12 protein-coding genes are annotated in these 17,918 nt (G+C 62.6%); 4 read left to right on the forward strand and 8 right to left on the reverse strand.

The features are described 5' to 3' along the window. Nucleotides 1-126: 126 nt before the first annotated feature. Genes PLH32_10645 through PLH32_10660 form a run of 4 tightly spaced genes read right to left on the reverse strand, consistent with a single transcriptional unit; the run spans nucleotide 127 to nucleotide 7,684 of the window. Nucleotides 127-1,323 (reverse strand): hypothetical protein, encoded by a 1,197-nt coding sequence (locus PLH32_10645; protein HQJ65058.1) that lies wholly within the window; start codon nucleotides 1,321-1,323, stop codon nucleotides 127-129. A gap of 18 nt (nucleotides 1,324-1,341) precedes the next feature. Further along, on the reverse strand, nucleotides 1,342-2,037 hold the full coding sequence (locus PLH32_10650; GenBank protein ID HQJ65059.1) for a hypothetical protein: 696 nt from the start codon (nucleotides 2,035-2,037) through the stop codon (nucleotides 1,342-1,344). 20 nt (nucleotides 2,038-2,057) lie between these two features. Further along, entirely contained in the window at nucleotides 2,058-3,098 is a 1,041-nt protein-coding gene (locus tag PLH32_10655) for a hypothetical protein (protein HQJ65060.1), read from the reverse strand. Beyond that, the gene (locus PLH32_10660) at nucleotides 3,095-7,684 is read right to left on the reverse strand and encodes a C25 family cysteine peptidase (protein HQJ65061.1); all 4,590 of its coding nucleotides are present in this window, start codon (nucleotides 7,682-7,684) and stop codon (nucleotides 3,095-3,097) included. Before PLH32_10660 ends, PLH32_10655 begins: the two co-directional genes overlap by 4 nt. Before the next feature lie 45 nt (nucleotides 7,685-7,729). Between PLH32_10660 and PLH32_10665 the strand changes: the two genes are divergently transcribed. Continuing rightward, on the forward strand, nucleotides 7,730-8,002 hold the full coding sequence (locus PLH32_10665) for a hypothetical protein (GenBank protein ID HQJ65062.1): 273 nt from the start codon (nucleotides 7,730-7,732) through the stop codon (nucleotides 8,000-8,002). A gap of 37 nt (nucleotides 8,003-8,039) precedes the next feature. Here PLH32_10665 and PLH32_10670 read toward each other — a convergent pair whose 3' ends face one another. The 3 genes from PLH32_10670 to PLH32_10680 are packed head-to-tail and all read right to left on the reverse strand — an operon-like array spanning nucleotide 8,040 to nucleotide 12,517. Next, on the reverse strand, nucleotides 8,040-10,352 hold the full coding sequence (locus tag PLH32_10670) for a M28 family metallopeptidase (protein HQJ65063.1): 2,313 nt from the start codon (nucleotides 10,350-10,352) through the stop codon (nucleotides 8,040-8,042). A 47-nt stretch (nucleotides 10,353-10,399) separates the two neighbouring features. Beyond that, nucleotides 10,400-11,137, reverse strand: coding sequence for an ABC transporter ATP-binding protein (locus tag PLH32_10675; GenBank protein HQJ65064.1), 738 nt, complete (start codon nucleotides 11,135-11,137; stop codon nucleotides 10,400-10,402). Between the two features lie 6 nt (nucleotides 11,138-11,143). Next, on the reverse strand, nucleotides 11,144-12,517 hold the full coding sequence (locus tag PLH32_10680; protein HQJ65065.1) for a hypothetical protein: 1,374 nt from the start codon (nucleotides 12,515-12,517) through the stop codon (nucleotides 11,144-11,146). 271 nt (nucleotides 12,518-12,788) lie between these two features. Between PLH32_10680 and PLH32_10685 the strand changes: the two genes are divergently transcribed. From PLH32_10685 to PLH32_10695, 3 genes are read left to right on the forward strand one after another with little or no spacing between them, the layout of a single operon-like run. Next, on the forward strand, nucleotides 12,789-13,205 hold the full coding sequence (locus PLH32_10685) for a hypothetical protein (protein HQJ65066.1): 417 nt from the start codon (nucleotides 12,789-12,791) through the stop codon (nucleotides 13,203-13,205). 34 nt (nucleotides 13,206-13,239) lie between these two features. Next, entirely contained in the window at nucleotides 13,240-14,109 is an 870-nt protein-coding gene (locus PLH32_10690) for a metallophosphoesterase family protein (protein HQJ65067.1), read from the forward strand. 52 nt (nucleotides 14,110-14,161) lie between these two features. Then, nucleotides 14,162-16,792 carry a glycoside hydrolase family 3 C-terminal domain-containing protein gene (locus PLH32_10695; GenBank protein HQJ65068.1) on the forward strand — a complete coding sequence of 877 codons (2,631 nt, stop codon included), beginning with the start codon at nucleotides 14,162-14,164 and terminating at the stop codon, nucleotides 16,790-16,792. A 68-nt stretch (nucleotides 16,793-16,860) separates the two neighbouring features. Here the strand turns inward: PLH32_10695 and PLH32_10700 are convergent, their stop codons facing one another. Beyond that, on the reverse strand, nucleotides 16,861-17,850 hold the full coding sequence (locus tag PLH32_10700; protein ID HQJ65069.1) for a DUF1028 domain-containing protein: 990 nt from the start codon (nucleotides 17,848-17,850) through the stop codon (nucleotides 16,861-16,863). Nucleotides 17,851-17,918: the final 68 nt, after the last annotated feature.

Raw genomic sequence — 17,918 nt, forward strand, 5'->3', positions numbered from 1 at the left:
CACCAAAATACCTTACGGCTATAGCATCAACAATGTAGTGGCAATGGACGAGGTTCCGCCCGCTGAAGAGGGCTATCGAATCATCCATGACACCCTGGCACGATACAGCCAGAAGCGCCGCGACGGTCACAAGTTCTGATCCGGAGCCGGCTTCTTCTCCTCCTGCTGCCGGGTCTCGATGACTCGCCGCAGCCGCTCCAGCTCCTTCTCCGCCCGTTCCCGTTCGGCGCGCAGGCGTTCGAGGTCATCCTTGCTCTCCGCACCCCGGGTGCTGTTGTCAAGGATCTGCTCAACCACCGGCGATCGTTCTTCTCCGCGTTTGAGAAGGATCTCCCGGTCATCCGACAGGATCAAGGTCACCGGCAGCAGTTTGAAGTGCAGACCCAGCTCGAGTCGCCAGGCCGGATAGTTGGGCAAGGCCCCCAGTCCGCGCGCCGCCAAGGACGGGATGGTTTCATCGGTGCCGGAAGAGAGCCGGCGGTCCAGCGCAAGAGAAAGATGGAGCCAGTGCCACGGTTTGTACCGCATGGAGAGGCATGCATAGAGATAATCCTCCCTCCCCTCGGCCCCCGCCGGCGGTTTTTGTATCCAGGTCAGCCCATAGGTCTCCAGGCCCCAGTCGAAATAGTCGCGGGGCAGGGATAGCCCTGCGCTCCAGGCCAGGTTCTGGCTGCGCTTGAGGGCATAGCTCTCCGTCCGCAGAATGCGGTCGGCGAACCGGAGACCGACATCGTCGTAAAGCGTGCAGCCAAGGTTCAGGTGCGCACTGACGGACTCGGCAGGGAATTCGGAATCGGCGGCCCAGCTCGCCAGAGCGGTAAGGGTGAATGCATGCCGGCTGGGACTGTAGGGCTCAAAAAGCAGGTTATGGCCCAGCCCGGAAGGCATGAGCACCGCTGTCTGAAGGCCGAGAAACCACGACTTGCCGGGTTTCTGGAAGGAGCCCAGTGTTAAAGCGAGGGTGATGTCATGGCCGAAACGGCCGCCCTCCGCCTGCAGCGACTGATAGAGTACCGGCAAAATCTGGACCTCGAGATGGGCGCCCAGGCCGTAATTCAACGCGAAGGTGCTCTGCAGATCCCATATGTTGCGCGTGCCGGGAGCGCCATAGGGGGGATAGCTTTGCTGCGCCGCTCGGCCCCAGAAACCGGAGTGAAGATGCGCGGTCAGATGGCCGCGCTCCAGCACCCAGGCCGGTCGGCACTGGGGCAGCAGCGCTCCGCTGTTGAGGCTTTGGCCGGCCGCCGGAAGACTAACCAAAAGGGCGACGGCCAGAAGGATCGAGCTGGTCCGCGCCGGTTTGTTAAAACCTGTTAGCCACATTGCATTATACTCCCAAGTTCAAAACAAGATGAAACGCTGCCATGCCGATTCACTGCCGCTATGGGGTGCGGCACCGACGCAGTCGAGCCGCCAGAGATAACGCACCCCTTTCAGCAAACGCGGTTGCCGGGCACGGCCGTCGTAGTTGTAGCGGACGCTCTCGCGGGTTCCCTGAAATCCGGGTTCTACTGTTCCCATCCAGATCCAGACGCCGCTTTCCTCCTCCTTTAGGCGAAGCACATAGGAGGCCGGACGCCGCAGGCCGATGCTCCAGGAGAAGCGCAGGGTATCCCCGTCGGCAACCTGCAGATCGGTGGCCTTGTCCAGCAGCATATAATCGATCGTATCCGAGGGCGCGGAGAGATGTCCGTCAGCGTCAGCGCCGCGCAGATAATACCAGCAGCGGTTGTTGGGACCGACCCGGTCTAAAAAAGTGGTATCCCGCGCTGTGAGCTGGGCGATCCGAGCGAAATTCTTCTCCCCGGCGCGACCGCGGAACAATTCAAATGCCGAAAGGGCTTCCTCCCGGCGCCATTGCAGAAAAATGGCATCCTCTTCGGGGACCGCATCGATGCCCGCCTCATCCTCGGCGGTGTCCGGAACGGCCTGGACAAAACGCGGTACCGGGGGGCGCGTTTCCGGATTGGTGGACTGGTCACTGCACGCCGTCCAGAGTCCCAATCCCACCGCGAACAACCATACCCTCCACTTCACTTTCGTTCTCCTTATCGCCATTAAAAAATAAAGCCGCAACCGATGCGGTGCACGCCTCCGAAATCGAGCGCAGTGAAGGCGTAATCGACGCGCATGCGCCGCCAGCGCACACCGGCCCCCGCGGTCAATCCCGATTCATTCCGCCCCAGCCGCAAGGCGATCCCTTTGAGTGTATACTCCATGCCGTACAGCGAATTCCGCACCTCCCTTTTGCGCAGGCTCCAGAAAAAATCAATCCGGCTTTGCTGGAAGGCGACCGGCTGACTGTAGGCGATCCCCCAGAGCAGGGCCATCGCCATCTTCTCTTCGCGCTGGTTATCCCAAATCAGGGTGGTCCGGGTGAGATCGATCGCCGAAAGACCGATGCCGATGTCGCCGAGCCGGCGGTTCTGCAGCAACTGCCCGAGATTGAAACGCGCCATGGCACCGAGATCGAAGCCGAGCCCGCTGGCGCTGCGTTCGTAAAGGGACTGATGTAATAGCTTGATATTCAACCCCACCGGCACTTCCATAGCCAGGTCGGTATAGAGCCAGCCCAGCGGTACGGCGAAACGGAAGATGCGCGCAAAGGAAAGGTAAAAGGCATCTTCAGTGTCCTTGAAATAGCCCTGCGGAATGCCGTCGGGTCGGAGCGCCGGATCCTGGAGCCGGTCGAGGAAGGAATCCCCCACCAGTTTGGGGTAAAGCGGGATATCGTCGACGCTGAAGCGGGTCCAATGCAGGGCGATGCTGCCGCCGCCGTGGAGGGGAATAATCCCGCCGGCATAGTGAAACATGGCCATGGGTTCCGTAATCGATCCGAAGGTCGGGGCATACATCAAGCCGATCTCCCGCCGGCTGCACAATCCCAGGCTGGCCGGGTTGTAACGGAACAATTCCGGCCCGCCAGTCATCGCCGCGGCCGCTCCTCCGAGTGCCAGCGGCCGCGCGCCGACGCCCAGTTCAAGCGAGGCCGCAACATAGCGCAGGCCCTGGGCGGTGGCGCACTCCGACAGGCCCGCCAGCAGGGCGAAAAGCTCACCGCAGAAGAGCACAAGGCGAACCGGGTGCCGGGCCTTCATTGCAACCTCGCAATTTTGCCAACCTTCTCCTCGGTCTTATCTCCGCTGCGGGCGGTGAGACGAAAGAAATAGACCCCGTTAGCCACTGTAAATCCCTCCTCATCCTTCCCGTCCCAGGTGATCTCGTGATAATCGGCGCTCAGGGGATCTGGATCCTCGGTGCCGCGGCCATCAAACTGGCGGATCAGCCGCCCGGCGGCCGTATAGATTCGCAGTGAAAGTTTGTCGGCGCTGCTGGTAAGCAAATAGACGAAGGTGGTACGGACGGTGAAGGGATTGGGATAGGTGCCGACCAGCGTCAGTCGGAAGTGTTCCGCGACCTGAAAAACAAATTCGCGCGGCGGCGCGCCATTCCCGCTGCAGTCGGTGGCCGTTACCAGCAGGGTGTGGCGGCCGGGCTGGAGGGCGGGATGGAGCGTCAGGGGGATAAGGTTGCCGTCGGCGATCGAATCGGGCAGCGACCAGCCCGCCTGCTCCACGGCTTGGCCATCGAGAAGGATCTCCGTCTTGCCGGCGGAGAGATCAATGCCGTTGGCATCGCGCAACCTCAGAGCGATGACGGCGTCACCATCGACCCAAGCGTCCGCTGCGAAGGGCCGGCCGTCAAAGGCGGCTTCCATCTCCGGTGGCCGGGTGTCACTGCTCCAGAGCACCGTGTAGAATCCTGACTGATGAATCGATGTGGTCAAGCGATACCCCTCCCTGGAGGATCCCAGGCGAACCCATTTCCGTGTGACGGGGGCGTAATAATACAGGTCGGCCTTTTCGAGGGGGCCGGGCAGACTGTCGGTTGCGTCCAGCCGGCAGGAGAAGAGGATTCCCTGATCGACCGCATCGGCGAGGCCGAATTCGAGGGCATAGACCGGGATGGCATCACTGGCGGTAAAATCAGGTTGGTCGGCAAGCCGGGCCGCGGCGCGACGCTCCACATGGAGGGTCGTCGGCTTGCGGACCGAACGGCTGGAGGCGATGCAGACTGCCCGGTTATCGAGAGGAAGGGTGTCCGCGGCACTCGCGTAAAAATGAAATCCCGCATCGGGATCCAAAGCAAAAACCGGTGCGATGATCTGAGCCCGGGTTTCCTGTTGACTCGCCTTCCCCGAGTCGATGAGAAAGCGGATCGTCCATTCACCGGGGGCTGCCGGCAGTGGAAAAGCGGCCGTGGCACCGGCGAAGGCCGCCACCATGAGCGTGTCCGCAACCAGACGGCGCCAACTGGCGCTGCCATACTCCCATAAGTCCAGCGCAACGATCACCTTGCCCGTGCCGTTACCCCAATTCATCAGCGGCAGGTAGAGGAGCGGACGCTCGCCGCCGCCCCAGCTCAACCGGTTGGTCAGGGCCTCGACATTGATCTGCCCGGCAGGCTCATAGGAATAGGTTGGCGAAAGCAGCGCTGCACCGTCGGCAAACCGGGCAAGGAATTCGCAGGATAGCCGGGGGGTTCCCCAGCCTTTAACGGTGAGGGCGTACCAGCCCACACCAGCGTACTGCATAGCCAGGGTATCGCCACGGAAGATGCAAAGGACGGAGCGGGGCAGATCACGGCTGCGGAGTTGCACCCGGAAGATGAGTTCATCCGCCGTCCCCGGCAGCACTTTGAGCGAATCGAAATAGCCGCGGCCCAACGAAAAAGTCGCCGCGCCATGGCTTTGCTGCAGGCCGAGAGCATCCACGCCATAGAATCGTACCACGCCACGGCCGTCCGTGCCCGCCGCGGGGATGGCCAGGTTGAACCGGCTCTCGCCGCCGCTGATGGTCAGTTGGCTCACGCCGGCTGCCCGCCCTTTTTCCATCTCGATCTGCACCGTGCCGCTGCCGGCGGCGAATGGCCACTGTACCCGCGCTTTGAGGGTGTCGCCAGGGGCGACCAGGGGATTGACCACATCGACCGGCGCCTGGGTCGAAGGCAGGCGCAACCGCATCGCCGGATCGCCGAATAGGGTGTATTGATTCACTTCGGCATGCGCAATGGCGCTGCCCAAGGCGCCGGCGTAATAACGGATCTTGCCGGCCGTCACCAGTTCCCCAAGGGTGGCCTCGGGATGTTCATAAAGGTATCCCATGATCGCCGACTGCAGTTCGTCGTCGTTGTCGCGCCAGCCGAATCCGCTGGCCCCGAAGAAGGCCATGGTGCCCTTGTCCGCGGTGAAAAGCATAGTCTCGGCCAGATTCGACCCGGTGGGCTCCTCAAACGCCCCGGTGAAACAGGTCATGCTCAGGATGACCGGATAGCGGCCCTTGTTGCGCAGGGCGGAGACATCCTCCAGTCCCATGAGGCCGTCGTCCGACCAGATCGCTCCACCGCCATGGCCATGAAAATTGACGATCCCGCAGCCCTGGTCTATAAAATCGAGCAGTTCCGGGGTGCCGCCGTAAAAAGGGTCCACGGCGAGGGCGGGATCGCGCAGGGTGAAGAGCATCGCAGGCGACCACGCGGGCGGTACATTCAGCACCAGCGCCTTGCTTTTCTCACGGAATTCACTGCCGTTGCCGCCGATGAAGAGCAAACGGTTATGCCAGTCTCCATCCTCGGCGTTGGTCTCATGGGCGATGATCTTGTCGACGACGACCTCCAGCTGTTCCGGCGTGCGCGCCGGCAGCCGGCCGATGCAGAGATCGGGGATCTCGTCCGCCCCAGCCAGCAGGCTATACCAATGATCGCTGGAGGCCGCGCCGTAGTTCAGGGTTTGACGCATGTAGACAGGGACTAGATCGAGGGTGTCGCCCTGCACCGGCGTTCGCTGATACGAGCCATCCCCCGCAAGGAGCACCCACCTGAGCGGCCAGCGTTGCGCCGCCCATTGCAGAAAGGCCTTGACAGCCAGCGGTGAGCGGCGCCCCTGGTTAAGGTAGGTGAAAATATCTTCCACGGCCACGCCCAGGGGATGCAAACCCTGGCCCTGACGGTGCTGCATCAGGGCCGTCAGAGCCGGCGCAGCGAGGAAGGTGCGCGGCGCGAGGACCACCCAGTCGATGTCGCTGCGCGCAGCGGGCTGCCACTGCGGCTGCACCATTTCGATCTGCACCGGGCTCTTTTTCGCGGCGGCGGTCACGGCGACGTACCGCACCGCGCAGGAAGGGACCGTGTCGTAGAACTCGGCGCGCACCGAACGGCGGTTGTCACTGCCGGTCGCCTCGGCCATGGCTGCACCGATGATCCGGCTCACCCCCAGCTTGTAGATCTCCACCGACTCGTCGGCAAAGCCCTCGAGGGTGAAGCGGAATAGACCGGGTGGTTTATCGGCCGGGATGGTGAATTCGAGCCAACCCCCCAGCGCACGGTAGAGCCGCGGATAGGTCACCTCAAACCAGTTGAGAGCGATGTAATCGGTCCGCGCCGGATCGAATGCATTGACCACGGTCAAGTCATTGGCAGTCGGAGAGAGAGCGGCGGCGAGCAGCCCATTGTCATCGCGGCTGTGGAGATCGATGAGGCCCTGGCGTTCCCCAGTACCCCGCGCGACGAACCGGTCGTTGAGATAGATCGAGACCTGGTGCAGTTCCTTGTTCGTCAGCGTCCGCCCTGTCAACATTACCCGGACCTTCACTGGCAGAAGCGAGGCGGCGTCGGGCGCGTAAAGTGAAAAGGGATAACTGCGTTTGCTGCCGGCCGGAATGCCGCTGTCATAGAGCCAGTGGTCGCGCAAGGAGTCGGGGAAGGCGATGCCGTTGAAATGCTCAAAAAAGTTATTCTGCTCGACATGGATGGTCTGATAGAAGGAGTAGGGAATTTGTGCTGTCTGGCCAGCGGCCGTGGCGCTCTCGCTGTACTCATCCTCCATGCGGGGACCGGCTTCGCCCTCCCAGCCAAGCCAGTATACATTGGTGCTGCTGTAAGGATCCTGATAGAGATCGGGTGTCGTGGCGGTAGCGTTCAGACGCAGGCCGGTGCCGTAGAATTCGATGCTCTCGCCGGCCTCCATCTTGCTGTCCCCGTCTCCATGAAAATAAAAGGGGACCGGGATACCGCCGCAGCTGAGGCGCAGGTGCCGGATATCGATCCGGAGCAAGTCGAGGCCGGCTTTGCGCAGATCGGCGCCCGTGACCTTGTACCAGCCGTCTTCCTCAACCGACAGTTTGATGCGTCCGGGGGCGCAAAAACGGTCATCGGCCGCTGCGGCTTTGTTCAGCAGCGGCGAAGTCGCACGCGTGAGGGTGAGATCGCTCGCACCGGCCCCTACCGCTGCAAGCGCGGTCGGCGGCAGCGCTCCTGAGCCGGTGAGCTCCACCCGGAGTGCACTGATCCAGGTGAGCCGGGCGGCAGCGGCATCGTAGCGGCATGGGAAAATGCGCAGGGCCCAGAGGGTTTGTCGTCCGCTTTGACCGAGAGCGACAATATCTGCCGCAACATCCGGTCCGGATCGGCTTTCGCGCTGCCACTGCGGCGCGGTTGAGAGGGCCTCAGCGATGGGCCCATCGGCAGAGCCACCAAGAGGCGCGATGGCTGCAGTCTCGCCCGGCGTTACCGAGAGGAGATGTACGGAGACGGCAGCGGCGGGCCAGTCGATCAGCAGGGTCTGGACAGGGACGGCCGGCAGCTTCGCGTCATCCAGGAGGGCTGTCCCGGGGCGAAAGCGGGCCATGCGGCCGGACGCAGACTCCAAGGTATCGAGAGGAACAGGAGACGGATGGATTTCAAGCAGCAGCCGTTCTGGGTCTTTTTCAATAATGCGGTACCACTCCCCCGTTGCAGCCGGGAGCGCTCCGCACCCGGTGAGCAGCTGGATGAGAAGGAAAAAGCGGGATGTATGAGAAAAATGAGCCATATTTACCAAGAGTTGCATCACCGGGCGGCTTCAGGCCAGCAGCTGCGAGACAGTGTTTCGGTCCCAAACAATATATCCAAACCGGGCCAAAATTCCAACGCCTTTCGCACGGTACCAACGTTCAGCCCGTATTAACAAGTACCTATACCGTTCCCGGATTGCGGAAAACTCTTTACATGCCGGCACCCCCTCTGGCGTTTCCGCCGCCAGACGTAAGGGTGTCGATCACGCTGATTGTGGTCCGATAGCGCACCACCGCCTGCTCGGCAGTCACCGCCAGCGGGACCGGTGGGCGGTCATAGGAGGCCATGACATCGCGTATCACCCGCGCCCTGGGATGGACCAGAAAACGAGCATGCAAGCACAACGAATCCGGCGGGGTGTTGCGCCAAGTGAAGGTCAGCTCGCCCTTTTTCAGGCGGTATTTCCAGAGACTTTCCACCCCGGAAATCCCCAGGGTATCCACCCGGATCGCGACAGTCAGCGCCTCCCAGGGCACCCGGCTGCGCAGCAGCCAATCCACGACGACCGTATCCTGCTCGCCCCTGCTGCGGCTTTCAGCGCCCGCGATGGCCATCCAATCCGCCTTGAAGTGGAGCGGTAGCTCCTCCTTGTGGGTTCGGCCGCTGAAATGCAGGTCCAGCGAATCGCCCCGGACCTGAACGTTATGAAAGTAGTCGTTCCCCCGGAGGGTCAGTGTCGTCTCTCCTTGCGGGAGCCTGTTTTTGGATTCCAGCAAAACTTCAGGCTGCCAGCGGTCATCATACGCCGGCAGGCGGCAGGCGTAACTGGTCGCCACCGTCAACAGCAGGCCGGCAAACGCGCCTCCCGGAAGCCGCCGAAAAGCGGTCAGGGCTCTTTTCCAGCGGGGGATTTGCAGCACCAGAGCGGCCCAGGCATAGATAAAAGGCAGAAAGAGCGCCAGCAACAGCAGAGTGAGGGTCACAGTGACCAGGGCCGCCTTCCAGAAGGCGTCGATCCCGATGCCGCCCTGGGCCAGGTTGCGGCCTATAAAGGCGGTCACCTCCGAGAAAACCAGCCGCAGCAGCGGCAGCGGTGCGAGCAGTCCGAATAGGCTCTGCAGCCACTCCGGCCGCACCAGCAAAGCCAGCGAGAAAAAGAGCAAGCTGAGGCCGGGATAAAGCGCCAGCCTCGCGCTCGCAACGGCCGCAGCGGCGGTGAGGAAGGCGAGGACCAGCAGGGCGCGGCTCGCATAGAGATGCGGTTCCGGGTTCCAGTGCCAGCGCCGGGAGATCTGTAGTGCCAGCCAGAGCCCGCCAACCGCCCAGCACAGCATCAGCAACAGATAGGGGACGGGATGGGCCAGCCAGGGATAGCGTACCCCCTTGATGAGCTGGATCAGCGCTTCGCCGCCCTGCGCGACGACGGCGATGACCAGGAAGAGCAACGCCAGTTTGAACGGTGAGAAGCGGATACGCAAGGCTTTTTCCACGATCATGCACCGCCGGCGGCTGGAGATGAATGCCGCAGTGCCGACCGCGACCGCGGCCGCCAGGAGCAGCAGAATGACTATGTGTGGAATGAAGAGGGGATGCCGGCCGAGGGTATACAGGGTATAGTGGTCCAGTTGTCGCCCCGGCAAGCCCTGCTCCTGATAGTGGCTGAGCAGGGCGTCGATGAAGCGGCCGCACGCGCCGAGCTGCGCCCGATCGAGGTTGGCTGGCGTATCGAGACCGCTATGAATGGGTGAGTTGTTGAGCCCGGTGGTAAAATCGATCGCCGGAATGCCTGCGGCAAGAAAGGGGTCGTGGTCGGAGCCGGCCCCCCCGGTCAGGCTGTTGAAGGTCGAAAAATGAACCGGATAGGTCAGGGGGCTGACATCTAGCGTTCGGTTGATGCGGAAGGCATCCCGCACCAGCCAGCGCGGGGCCTGGGCTTTGCGGTTCTCGAGGAGCGTATAGATCGGACCCGCTCCGCCGGTCATATCAGCCGAAATCATCAAGCCGATGCTGTCGATCCGGCTGAACTGGTCGACGAAGTATTGCGAACCATAAAGCCCCGACTCTTCGCCGCCGAAGCACAGAAAGATCATGGTATAACGGCGGGGACGCTGACTCCACAAGCGCGCCAGCTCAAGTGCGGTCGCTGTCCCCGAGGCGTTGTCGTTGGCACCCGGGGAGTTGCCGGGTGCCGAATCGGCGTGGCCGCCGACGGCCAGGCAGGTATCCGACGCGCCCTTGAAAAGGCCCACCGCAATGCCGCTGCTGGTATTCAGAGGAAACTTGTCTCTCGCAACCCGGGTGAAAGGCATCACCCAGGCGCTGTCGGCGCCATAGCGCCGGTAGGTGCCGGCCACCCAGGCCAAAGCCTGCTGCTCCTGCGGCGAGCCCATCGGCCGCGGGCCGATCTCCTCGCACAGATAGCGGATGTGGGCATAGACACTGTCGGCGCTGAAACCGCTTTGAGCGAATGCCGCCGGAACCCAGATCAGGAAGAGAATTACACCAAGCTTGCAGTACCTCAAGAGTCACCTCATTTCAGAGTGCGGGTGCAGGAAATCCCGTGTACCTGTCAATGGCTATGCTGATGCAGCAGGGCGATGATATGCTCCTCGAGACTTGCTGCGCCCGCGCCGGAGCGCCAGGCCGCGGCCTCCACATCGGCCAGGATGCGGCCGGACTGCAGCACCACGTAACGGTCGCAGATCTTTTCGATCACCTCGAGCACATGGGTCGAAAGAATCACCAGGCCGCCCCCCTGGACATATTCCCGGAGCATCTGCTTGATCCCGTAAGCGCTCTCGATGTCCACGCCGTTCAGGGCCTCGTCGAGAAAGAGCACGGCGGGCTCGCCCATGAACGCGGCGGCGATGGCCAGTTTCTTTTTCATTCCCAGGGAAAGGTCGCTGGTCCGTTTGTCCTGTTCTCCCTCCAGTCCCACCCGCTGCAGCAGGCGGGCGCTCTCTTCCGTGATCCGGCCGGGATCGACCTTTTTGACATGAGCAACGAAGGCGAGAAATTCCCCGGCCGTGAGCCATGGATAGAAAAAAGGCTGTTCATGGACGTAGCCGATGCGGAATTTATAGGCGAGATTCTCCTGGTAAATATCCCTCCCGCCGAAGCGGACGAAGCCACGTGCGGGCTGGAACTGCCCGGAAAGAGCCAGCATCAGCGTGGTCTTGCCGGCACCGTTCGGGCCGATCAATCCGATCAGCGCGCCTGCGGGGAGGGTCAGCGACAAATCCGTCAGTACAGGTGAGGAATCGTACCCAACCGCGATGGCCCGGGCCTCCAGTTGCGATGTAGTCATAGGGGATTATCCTTTGGCTGTTGGATCGGCCGAAATCCGGAAGTAGCGCATGGCGGCCAGGCGGCGCGCCGGCAGCAGCACCAGGAGCGCGAGGAAGAGCGGATAGAGCACAAAAAAGAGCGCTGACAGCACCAGTGCACCCAGCATATACCAGGTATAGCGTGTTTGCGCCCCTTTCAGATCGGGATAAAAGCCGGGCGCCAGCTGCGCGCCGCAAAGCAGCATCGCGCCGCCGGCAAGAACGGCCCGGAACCAGAACCTGGCCGCCAGCGGCAGCGACCAGATGGCGACGAGGGTGCCGGTGACCAGAAATACGGCGGCGAGCCAGAGCGCAGCCGGAAGGAGAACCGCCGCAAGCCAGGGCAACGTCCGCACCGGCAGCGCGTAAACGATCCCCGGCGGTTCTTCTCCGCTCGCCAGGCTTTGCATCGAGAGATAGACAAAGACCGCCGTATAGAGCAGGGTCAGGGCCAGGAGAACCGCGGCGCGATCCTCGGGCAAGGGATTGTTCATCGCGGCCAGATAGGCGAGCGCGATAAAGATGCCGGTCAGGCAAATGATCCCCTTGCCGGTCTGGCGCCGGATGCGCAGCAGATTTTTCCAGAGCCAGGGACTCGACCATGACGGCCAGGGGGAAGCTGCGGCTGCGGCAACCCGCCGCGTCTGATTCTGTGGCGCATGCCAGAGGCCATGCGCGTGGTGCCAGCGCTCAAAGAGGCAGCCGTTCAGCCAGATGCTGGCAGCAATGCCACCCAGTCCGGAGAGCAGCACCAGCCAGAAGCGGAGGCCGGTAACGAGTCCTGGCTCGGCGACAGCAGCCATGACCGCGATCATGAAAAGTACGAGCGCCGGCAGCAGAATCCACGCCTCGGTTTTGTATAGCAGATTGGCGCGGCGGCTCTGCACCATCAGCAGGAGATGCGCGGCATGCACCGCGACCAGCACGGCTGCATGCAGGAGCAGGGCCACCAGCGTAAGCCGGCAAAGAAACGGCACCGGGGCCAGGCCGGCCAAGCCAGCGAATAGCACCCCGCAGCAGGTCGGTACCCAGAGCGAAGCGCTCCACTCGCGCAGAAGAAAATAGCGATAGAGACCGGGGCCCTGCAGCGGCAGACTGAACAGATAGAGATACTCCTCCCGGCGCTGCGGATTCCGGCGCAGGGCGGTCGTATACCAGCCCGCGCAGACCACGCAAAAGACCAGGAAGGCTTCCTTGAAAAACTCGAGATGGGCATCGCCGCGGGGCCGGGCAGCCAGCGCGGCACCGCTGCCGCCGACGGCGGCCAGCACCAGGACACCCAAAACAAATCCCGCCGCAGCAGCAAGGCGGATTCCGCGCGTCCGCCTCGAGCGGCGGCATAAGATCAGTCCCGTGATCAATCCCGCAGGCCTCCATTCCCATCCACCCGTTTGCCGCGCCCACAGGCTGTCCGCCCGCGCAGCACCACGGTTTGGCATGTTTACGGCTACAAGCCGGTCAGGTTTCGCAATTTCTGTTACCCAGCACAATGCCCCCCTTTCATGCCGATGAAAAACCTCTTCAATTATACCCGAATCCACACTTTTTTGTTGCATCCGGCGCCAAAAATGTGTATCAATTAGGTAGCCAATGCCGGGCATCCCAGCGATTCGGCGCCCGAAAGGAGAGGGAATGAAAACCGACCTTCACTATCACCAGTACTACGTGGCTCCGCCCGAGGATCTGGAAAAACTCGCCGACTCGGTCGAAAAGCTGGTGAACCAGCTTGACGATCCCCAGTACCAGACCGTGCTGCACATCCTCGCCCTGCGCCGCCCCTGGCGGCCCCGGCATACCGGCTGGGTCAATGTTCTCGACCAGCTCCTCCATTTCGCTTATGCGGCGATCGTCTTCCTGCCGGCCTTCCTCTGGCCCGCCTGGTATACGGCCGGCCTGGGCGGCCTCCTCCTCGGGATCATCCGCGAATGGGAACAATGGAAGGAACTGGACCTGAAAATCCCGATGATCTGGGACCGGCTGCAGGATGCCCTCTTCTTCGCCGTGGGCGCCATCGCCATTTACTTTGTCCATCAGGCCCTCTTCCAGTGAGCCGCCGATAAGAGCCCTTGACCCGGAATCCCACATGCGCCTTGCCCATCTCTCCGACCTTCATCTCGGCCTCTCACCGGGACGCGATGCCCTCATCGTCCGGCGTATTGAAGAGCTCGCTGCGCTCCGTCCCGATCATCTGGTGATCAGCGGCGACCTGAGCCAGCACGGCCGGGAGTCGGAATGGAGCACTTTGCGCACTCTTCTTCATCAGAATGGCTGGTTTGATCCGGCCCGGTTGACGGTCATCCCGGGCAACCACGACCTCTTCTCCTTTTTCTTCGAGGATTTTCACTCCGGCAGCGACCTCTATGCCCAGTGGCGCCGGCTGCCGCGCACCGCCCGCGGCATATACCGCTACGGCCGGGAGGAGTACCATCAGGATCTGGAACGCTTTCACCAGGCTTTCGCCGGATCCTCCCGGGACCACCTGACCCTGCAGGAGACCGGCGCGGCCCCCTTCCCCTTCATCAAACTGATGCAGGAGAACATTGCGCTGATCGCGATCGAATCGAACCGGCTGCTGCCGCAGCTCCGCTCTAACACCGCCTGCTCGAAGGGGTGGGTCGATCTCGAGAGCACGGCGCACATCCTCGGCCACCCAGCCTTGCAGAACCGGACACGGATCCTTCTGCTGCACCATCATCTCGTGCCGGAACGGCTGGTGGCGCAGCGCAAGGGCCGGCGCTTCGCCACCATGACCCGGATCGTCAACCGGGCGGAGCTGGTCGAATTGCTCGGGTCATTCCGGATCGATCTGGTGCTGCATGGCCATTATCATGAGCACGAGGTCTATCAGATCGGGGCCGCCATCCCGGTCGTCAATAGCGGCGGTTTCGGTCGCTGGCATCTGATCGAAATCGAAAACGCATCCATCACCATCCACTCCCTTGAATCGGAGTGAAGCCTGTACCGCTTCACCCGGTTTCGCCGTACGGTACCCTCGGAGGCAACTGATGAAATCACGCCTGATCTGCTCCATCCTTCTGGTCACTGCCTTTTGCCAGGCGCAAACAGACTGGAAAAATACCGATCTTCCCGCCGGGAATCGTGCCCGGGCTCTCGTCAGCCACATGACGCTCGCCGAAAAGATCTCCCAGATGCAAAACAGCGCCCCGGCCATCCCCCGCCTCGGGATCCCGGCCTACGACTGGTGGAGCGAGGCGCTGCACGGCGTCGCCCGCGCCGGCATCGCCACGGTCTTTCCCCAGGCGATCGGCCTCGGCGCCACCTGGGATGAGGATCTCCTCCACCGCGTCGCCACGGTGATCAGCGACGAGGCTCGCGCCAAACACCATGAATGTATCCGCAACGGACAGCGCGGGATCTATCAGGGACTCACTTTCTGGTCGCCCAATATCAATATCTTCCGCGATCCGCGCTGGGGCCGCGGCCAGGAGACCTACGGGGAGGATCCCTTTCTCACCGGCAGCCTCGGCGTGGCCTTCGTCCGCGGCCTACAGGGTGACCATCCCCGTTATCTCAAGACCGTGGCCACACCGAAGCATTACGCCGTGCACAGCGGTCCGGAGCCTGAACGCCACGGCTTCGACGCCCTCGCTGCGGAGCGCGACCTGCGCGAGACCTACCTGCCCGCCTTCGAACAGTGCGTGCGCGAGGCCGGCGCCCAGTCGATCATGTGCGCCTATAACCGCTATGAGGGTGAGCCCTGCTGCAGCAGCATCCTGCTGATGACCGACATCCTGCGCCGGGAATGGGGATTTGACGGCTACATCGTTTCGGATTGTGGAGCGATCTCGGATATCTTTTATGGCCATAAAACGACGTCCAGCCTCGCGGAGGCGGCGGCGCGCGCCGTCAAGGCCGGCTGCGATCTGAGCTGCGGGGATGAATACGCCACCCTGGCGGAGGCGGTCCACCAGGGATTGATCGGCGTGGAAGAAATTGATACGGCCGTGGAGCGGCTATTCACCGCCCGCTTCCGCCTCGGCGAATTCGATCCGCCGGAGCGGGTTCCGTACGCTCAAATCCCCTATGCGATGAACGACCGGCCGGAGCACGATCAGCTGGCGCTCGAGGCCGCCCGCGCCTCGCTGGTGCTGCTCAAAAACGACCACAACGCCCTGCCGTGGCCGAAAACCCTGAACAAGATCGCTGTCATCGGCCCCAACGCCGACAATGTCGAACTCCTCCTCGGCAACTATAACGGCACGCCCTCGCATCCGGTCACACCGCTTCAGGGGATCCGCGACAAGCTCGGGGCGCAGACAGAGGTCCTCTATGCCCCGGGGTGCGTCCTGGCCGAAGGCATGACCGCGGTTGAAACCGTCCCGGCCGCAGCGCTGTTCCTGCCCGGGAAGGGCCGCCGCAACGGCCTTCAGGGGGCCTATTTCGCCAACATGAACCTCCAGGGCCAGCCGGCCCTGATCCGCGACGATCCGGCTCTCGACTTTTCGTGGGAGCAGAAGGCGCCGGGTCCGGGAATGCCCAAGGACGAGTTTTCGGTGCGCTGGAGCGGCTTGCTGCGGCCGCCTCGTACCGGGACCTATCAGCTCGGCGTGAGCAGCGACGACGGCTTCCGACTCTACATCGATGGCAAGCTGGTTGTGGAAGACTGGACGCGCCACAGCCTCAGCACCCGGACGGCGCCCATCGATCTCAAGGCCGGCCGCGACTACCGCCTGAGGGTGGAATATTTCCAGAACCGCTGGAGTGCCATCGCTCGGCTCGTCTGGCAGCTTCCCGGGACCGATCAGCGTAAGGAAGCCCTGGAGACCGCCCGCAAGGCTAACGCCGTGCTCCTATGTCTCGGAATCTCACCGCGGCTGGAGGGGGAAGAGATGAGCATACAGGTGCCGGGATTCTACGGTGGCGACCGCACCAGCTTGGATCTGCCCAAACCCCAGCAGGAACTGATGGAGGAGATCGCCGCTCTTGGCAAGCCGGTGGTGGTGCTGCTGCTCAACGGCAGCGCCCTGGCCGTAAACTGGGCCGACCAGAACATTCCGGCCATTCTCGAAGCCTGGTATCCCGGGCAGCGCGCTGGCACCGCCATCGCGGATGCGCTTTTCGGGGATTACAATCCCGGCGGCCGTCTGCCGGTCACGGTCTACCGCTCCGCCGACCAGCTGCCGCCGTTTACCGAATATACCATGGCCGGGCGTACCTACCGCTATTTCGCCGGCGAGCCGCTCTACCCCTTCGGCCACGGACTATCCTATACCACCTTCGACTATAGTGATTTCAGGGTGCCGAAGAAGGCGCGTGCGGGGGAGGGCATGAGCGTGCAAGTGACGGTCAAAAACACCGGCGCGCGAGAGGGGGATGAAGTGGTGCAGCTCTATGTGCGCGACGAGCAGGCTTCGGTCCCGGTGGCGATTCGCACATTGGCGGGCTTCCGGCGGGTGCACTTGCAGCCGGGTGAGAGCCGGGTCATCTCGTTTTTGCTGACCCCACGCCCCTTCAGCCTGATCGACAGCAAGGGCAAGCGGGTGGTTGAACCAGGCTGGTTTACGCTGAGCATCGGCGGCAAGCAGCCGGGATTTTCGGGCCATGCCGACAATCCCGGCACGGTGGTGCTGCAGGCACGGGTGGAGATGACCGGGGAGAGTGCGCCGGTACTTTAGCACCGGCGCCCACCACTGCTCTCGCGCCAGTGAACTCTCGCACCGTGCAACGCTCGCGCCCACTCAGGCTACTTGACCAGTTGCTGGAAACGGGGATCCGTCCGCAATAAGGTCAGATCGGCGTCCTGCGACGCCTGTTTCTTAAGCTTTTCGTTAAGAGTAACGGCTTGACGCAGCGCCGCAAGGGATTCTTCTCGCCGCCCGCCGGCGAGGCGGATCACCGCCAGGTCATAGAGCAGCTCGGGATTCTGTGGCGCCAGGAGTGCCGCGTGTTCGATCTTGGGCAGGGCGGCTGCGAACTGTTTTTTGGTAAAGAGCGTCCAGCCCTCGTTCCAGGCATAGTTCATCTGGGCATAATCGAGCAGCCGTTTCAGTTCGAGGAAAGGCTCGGGATGGTCATCGACGCGAATGTCGATGGCGCGATCGGTGAAGCCGCCATAGCCGGCGCCCTCCTTGACGACCAGCAGCGCTGCCGACTGCCGGCCACGCGAATCTCCGCCCGCAGCATCTCCCGCCTTCAGCGCCGCATAGAGACGGTCCGCCAGCGTGCCTGATGTTGTCAGAAAAACGCGCTCCATATCGATCACCACCTGCTCACCGGTGAGGATGTTGCCTTGCAGGGCATAGTTGCGGCCGCTGCGTCCGCCTGCCCAGGGGATGCACGCCTTGCCGGTGTAGGTGACCGACTGACCATCTGCTGCGACCATGCCCACTTGCCGGTGTTCGGGATCGCTATCCCCGCGCAGTAACACCGTAAGAGCTTCCTGCGGCGTTAATCCCTGCTGCATCAGATCCAGCCCTCGCCAGCCGAAGGTGGTGTTGCAAAAGGACTGCGTCGCCACCGCTCCTGCGCCGGCGCGGGCCCACGGCACCACACTCCCGACCGCGAAAAAGCGTGAAGCGACCGCCACGCCGCACTCGCCGCTGAGCGAATCCCGCGCGACGATGGAGAAGGTGGCAATCGGCTGCCCGCCTGAACCTTGCGCAGCTGCAGCAACCAGCAGCTCTACTGACAGCACGCAAATAACACAGATGAGTGTGCGCAGCCTATCCATCATAAAGCCTCCCAACAAAAAGTGAGATCACCTTCTTTGGATATTCTAGCCAAACTCCGGGTAAAAATCAA

This window comes from bacterium (assembly GCA_035419245.1).
In the GTDB taxonomy this organism is placed as follows: Bacteria; Zhuqueibacterota; Zhuqueibacteria; order Residuimicrobiales; family Residuimicrobiaceae; genus JAKPUX01.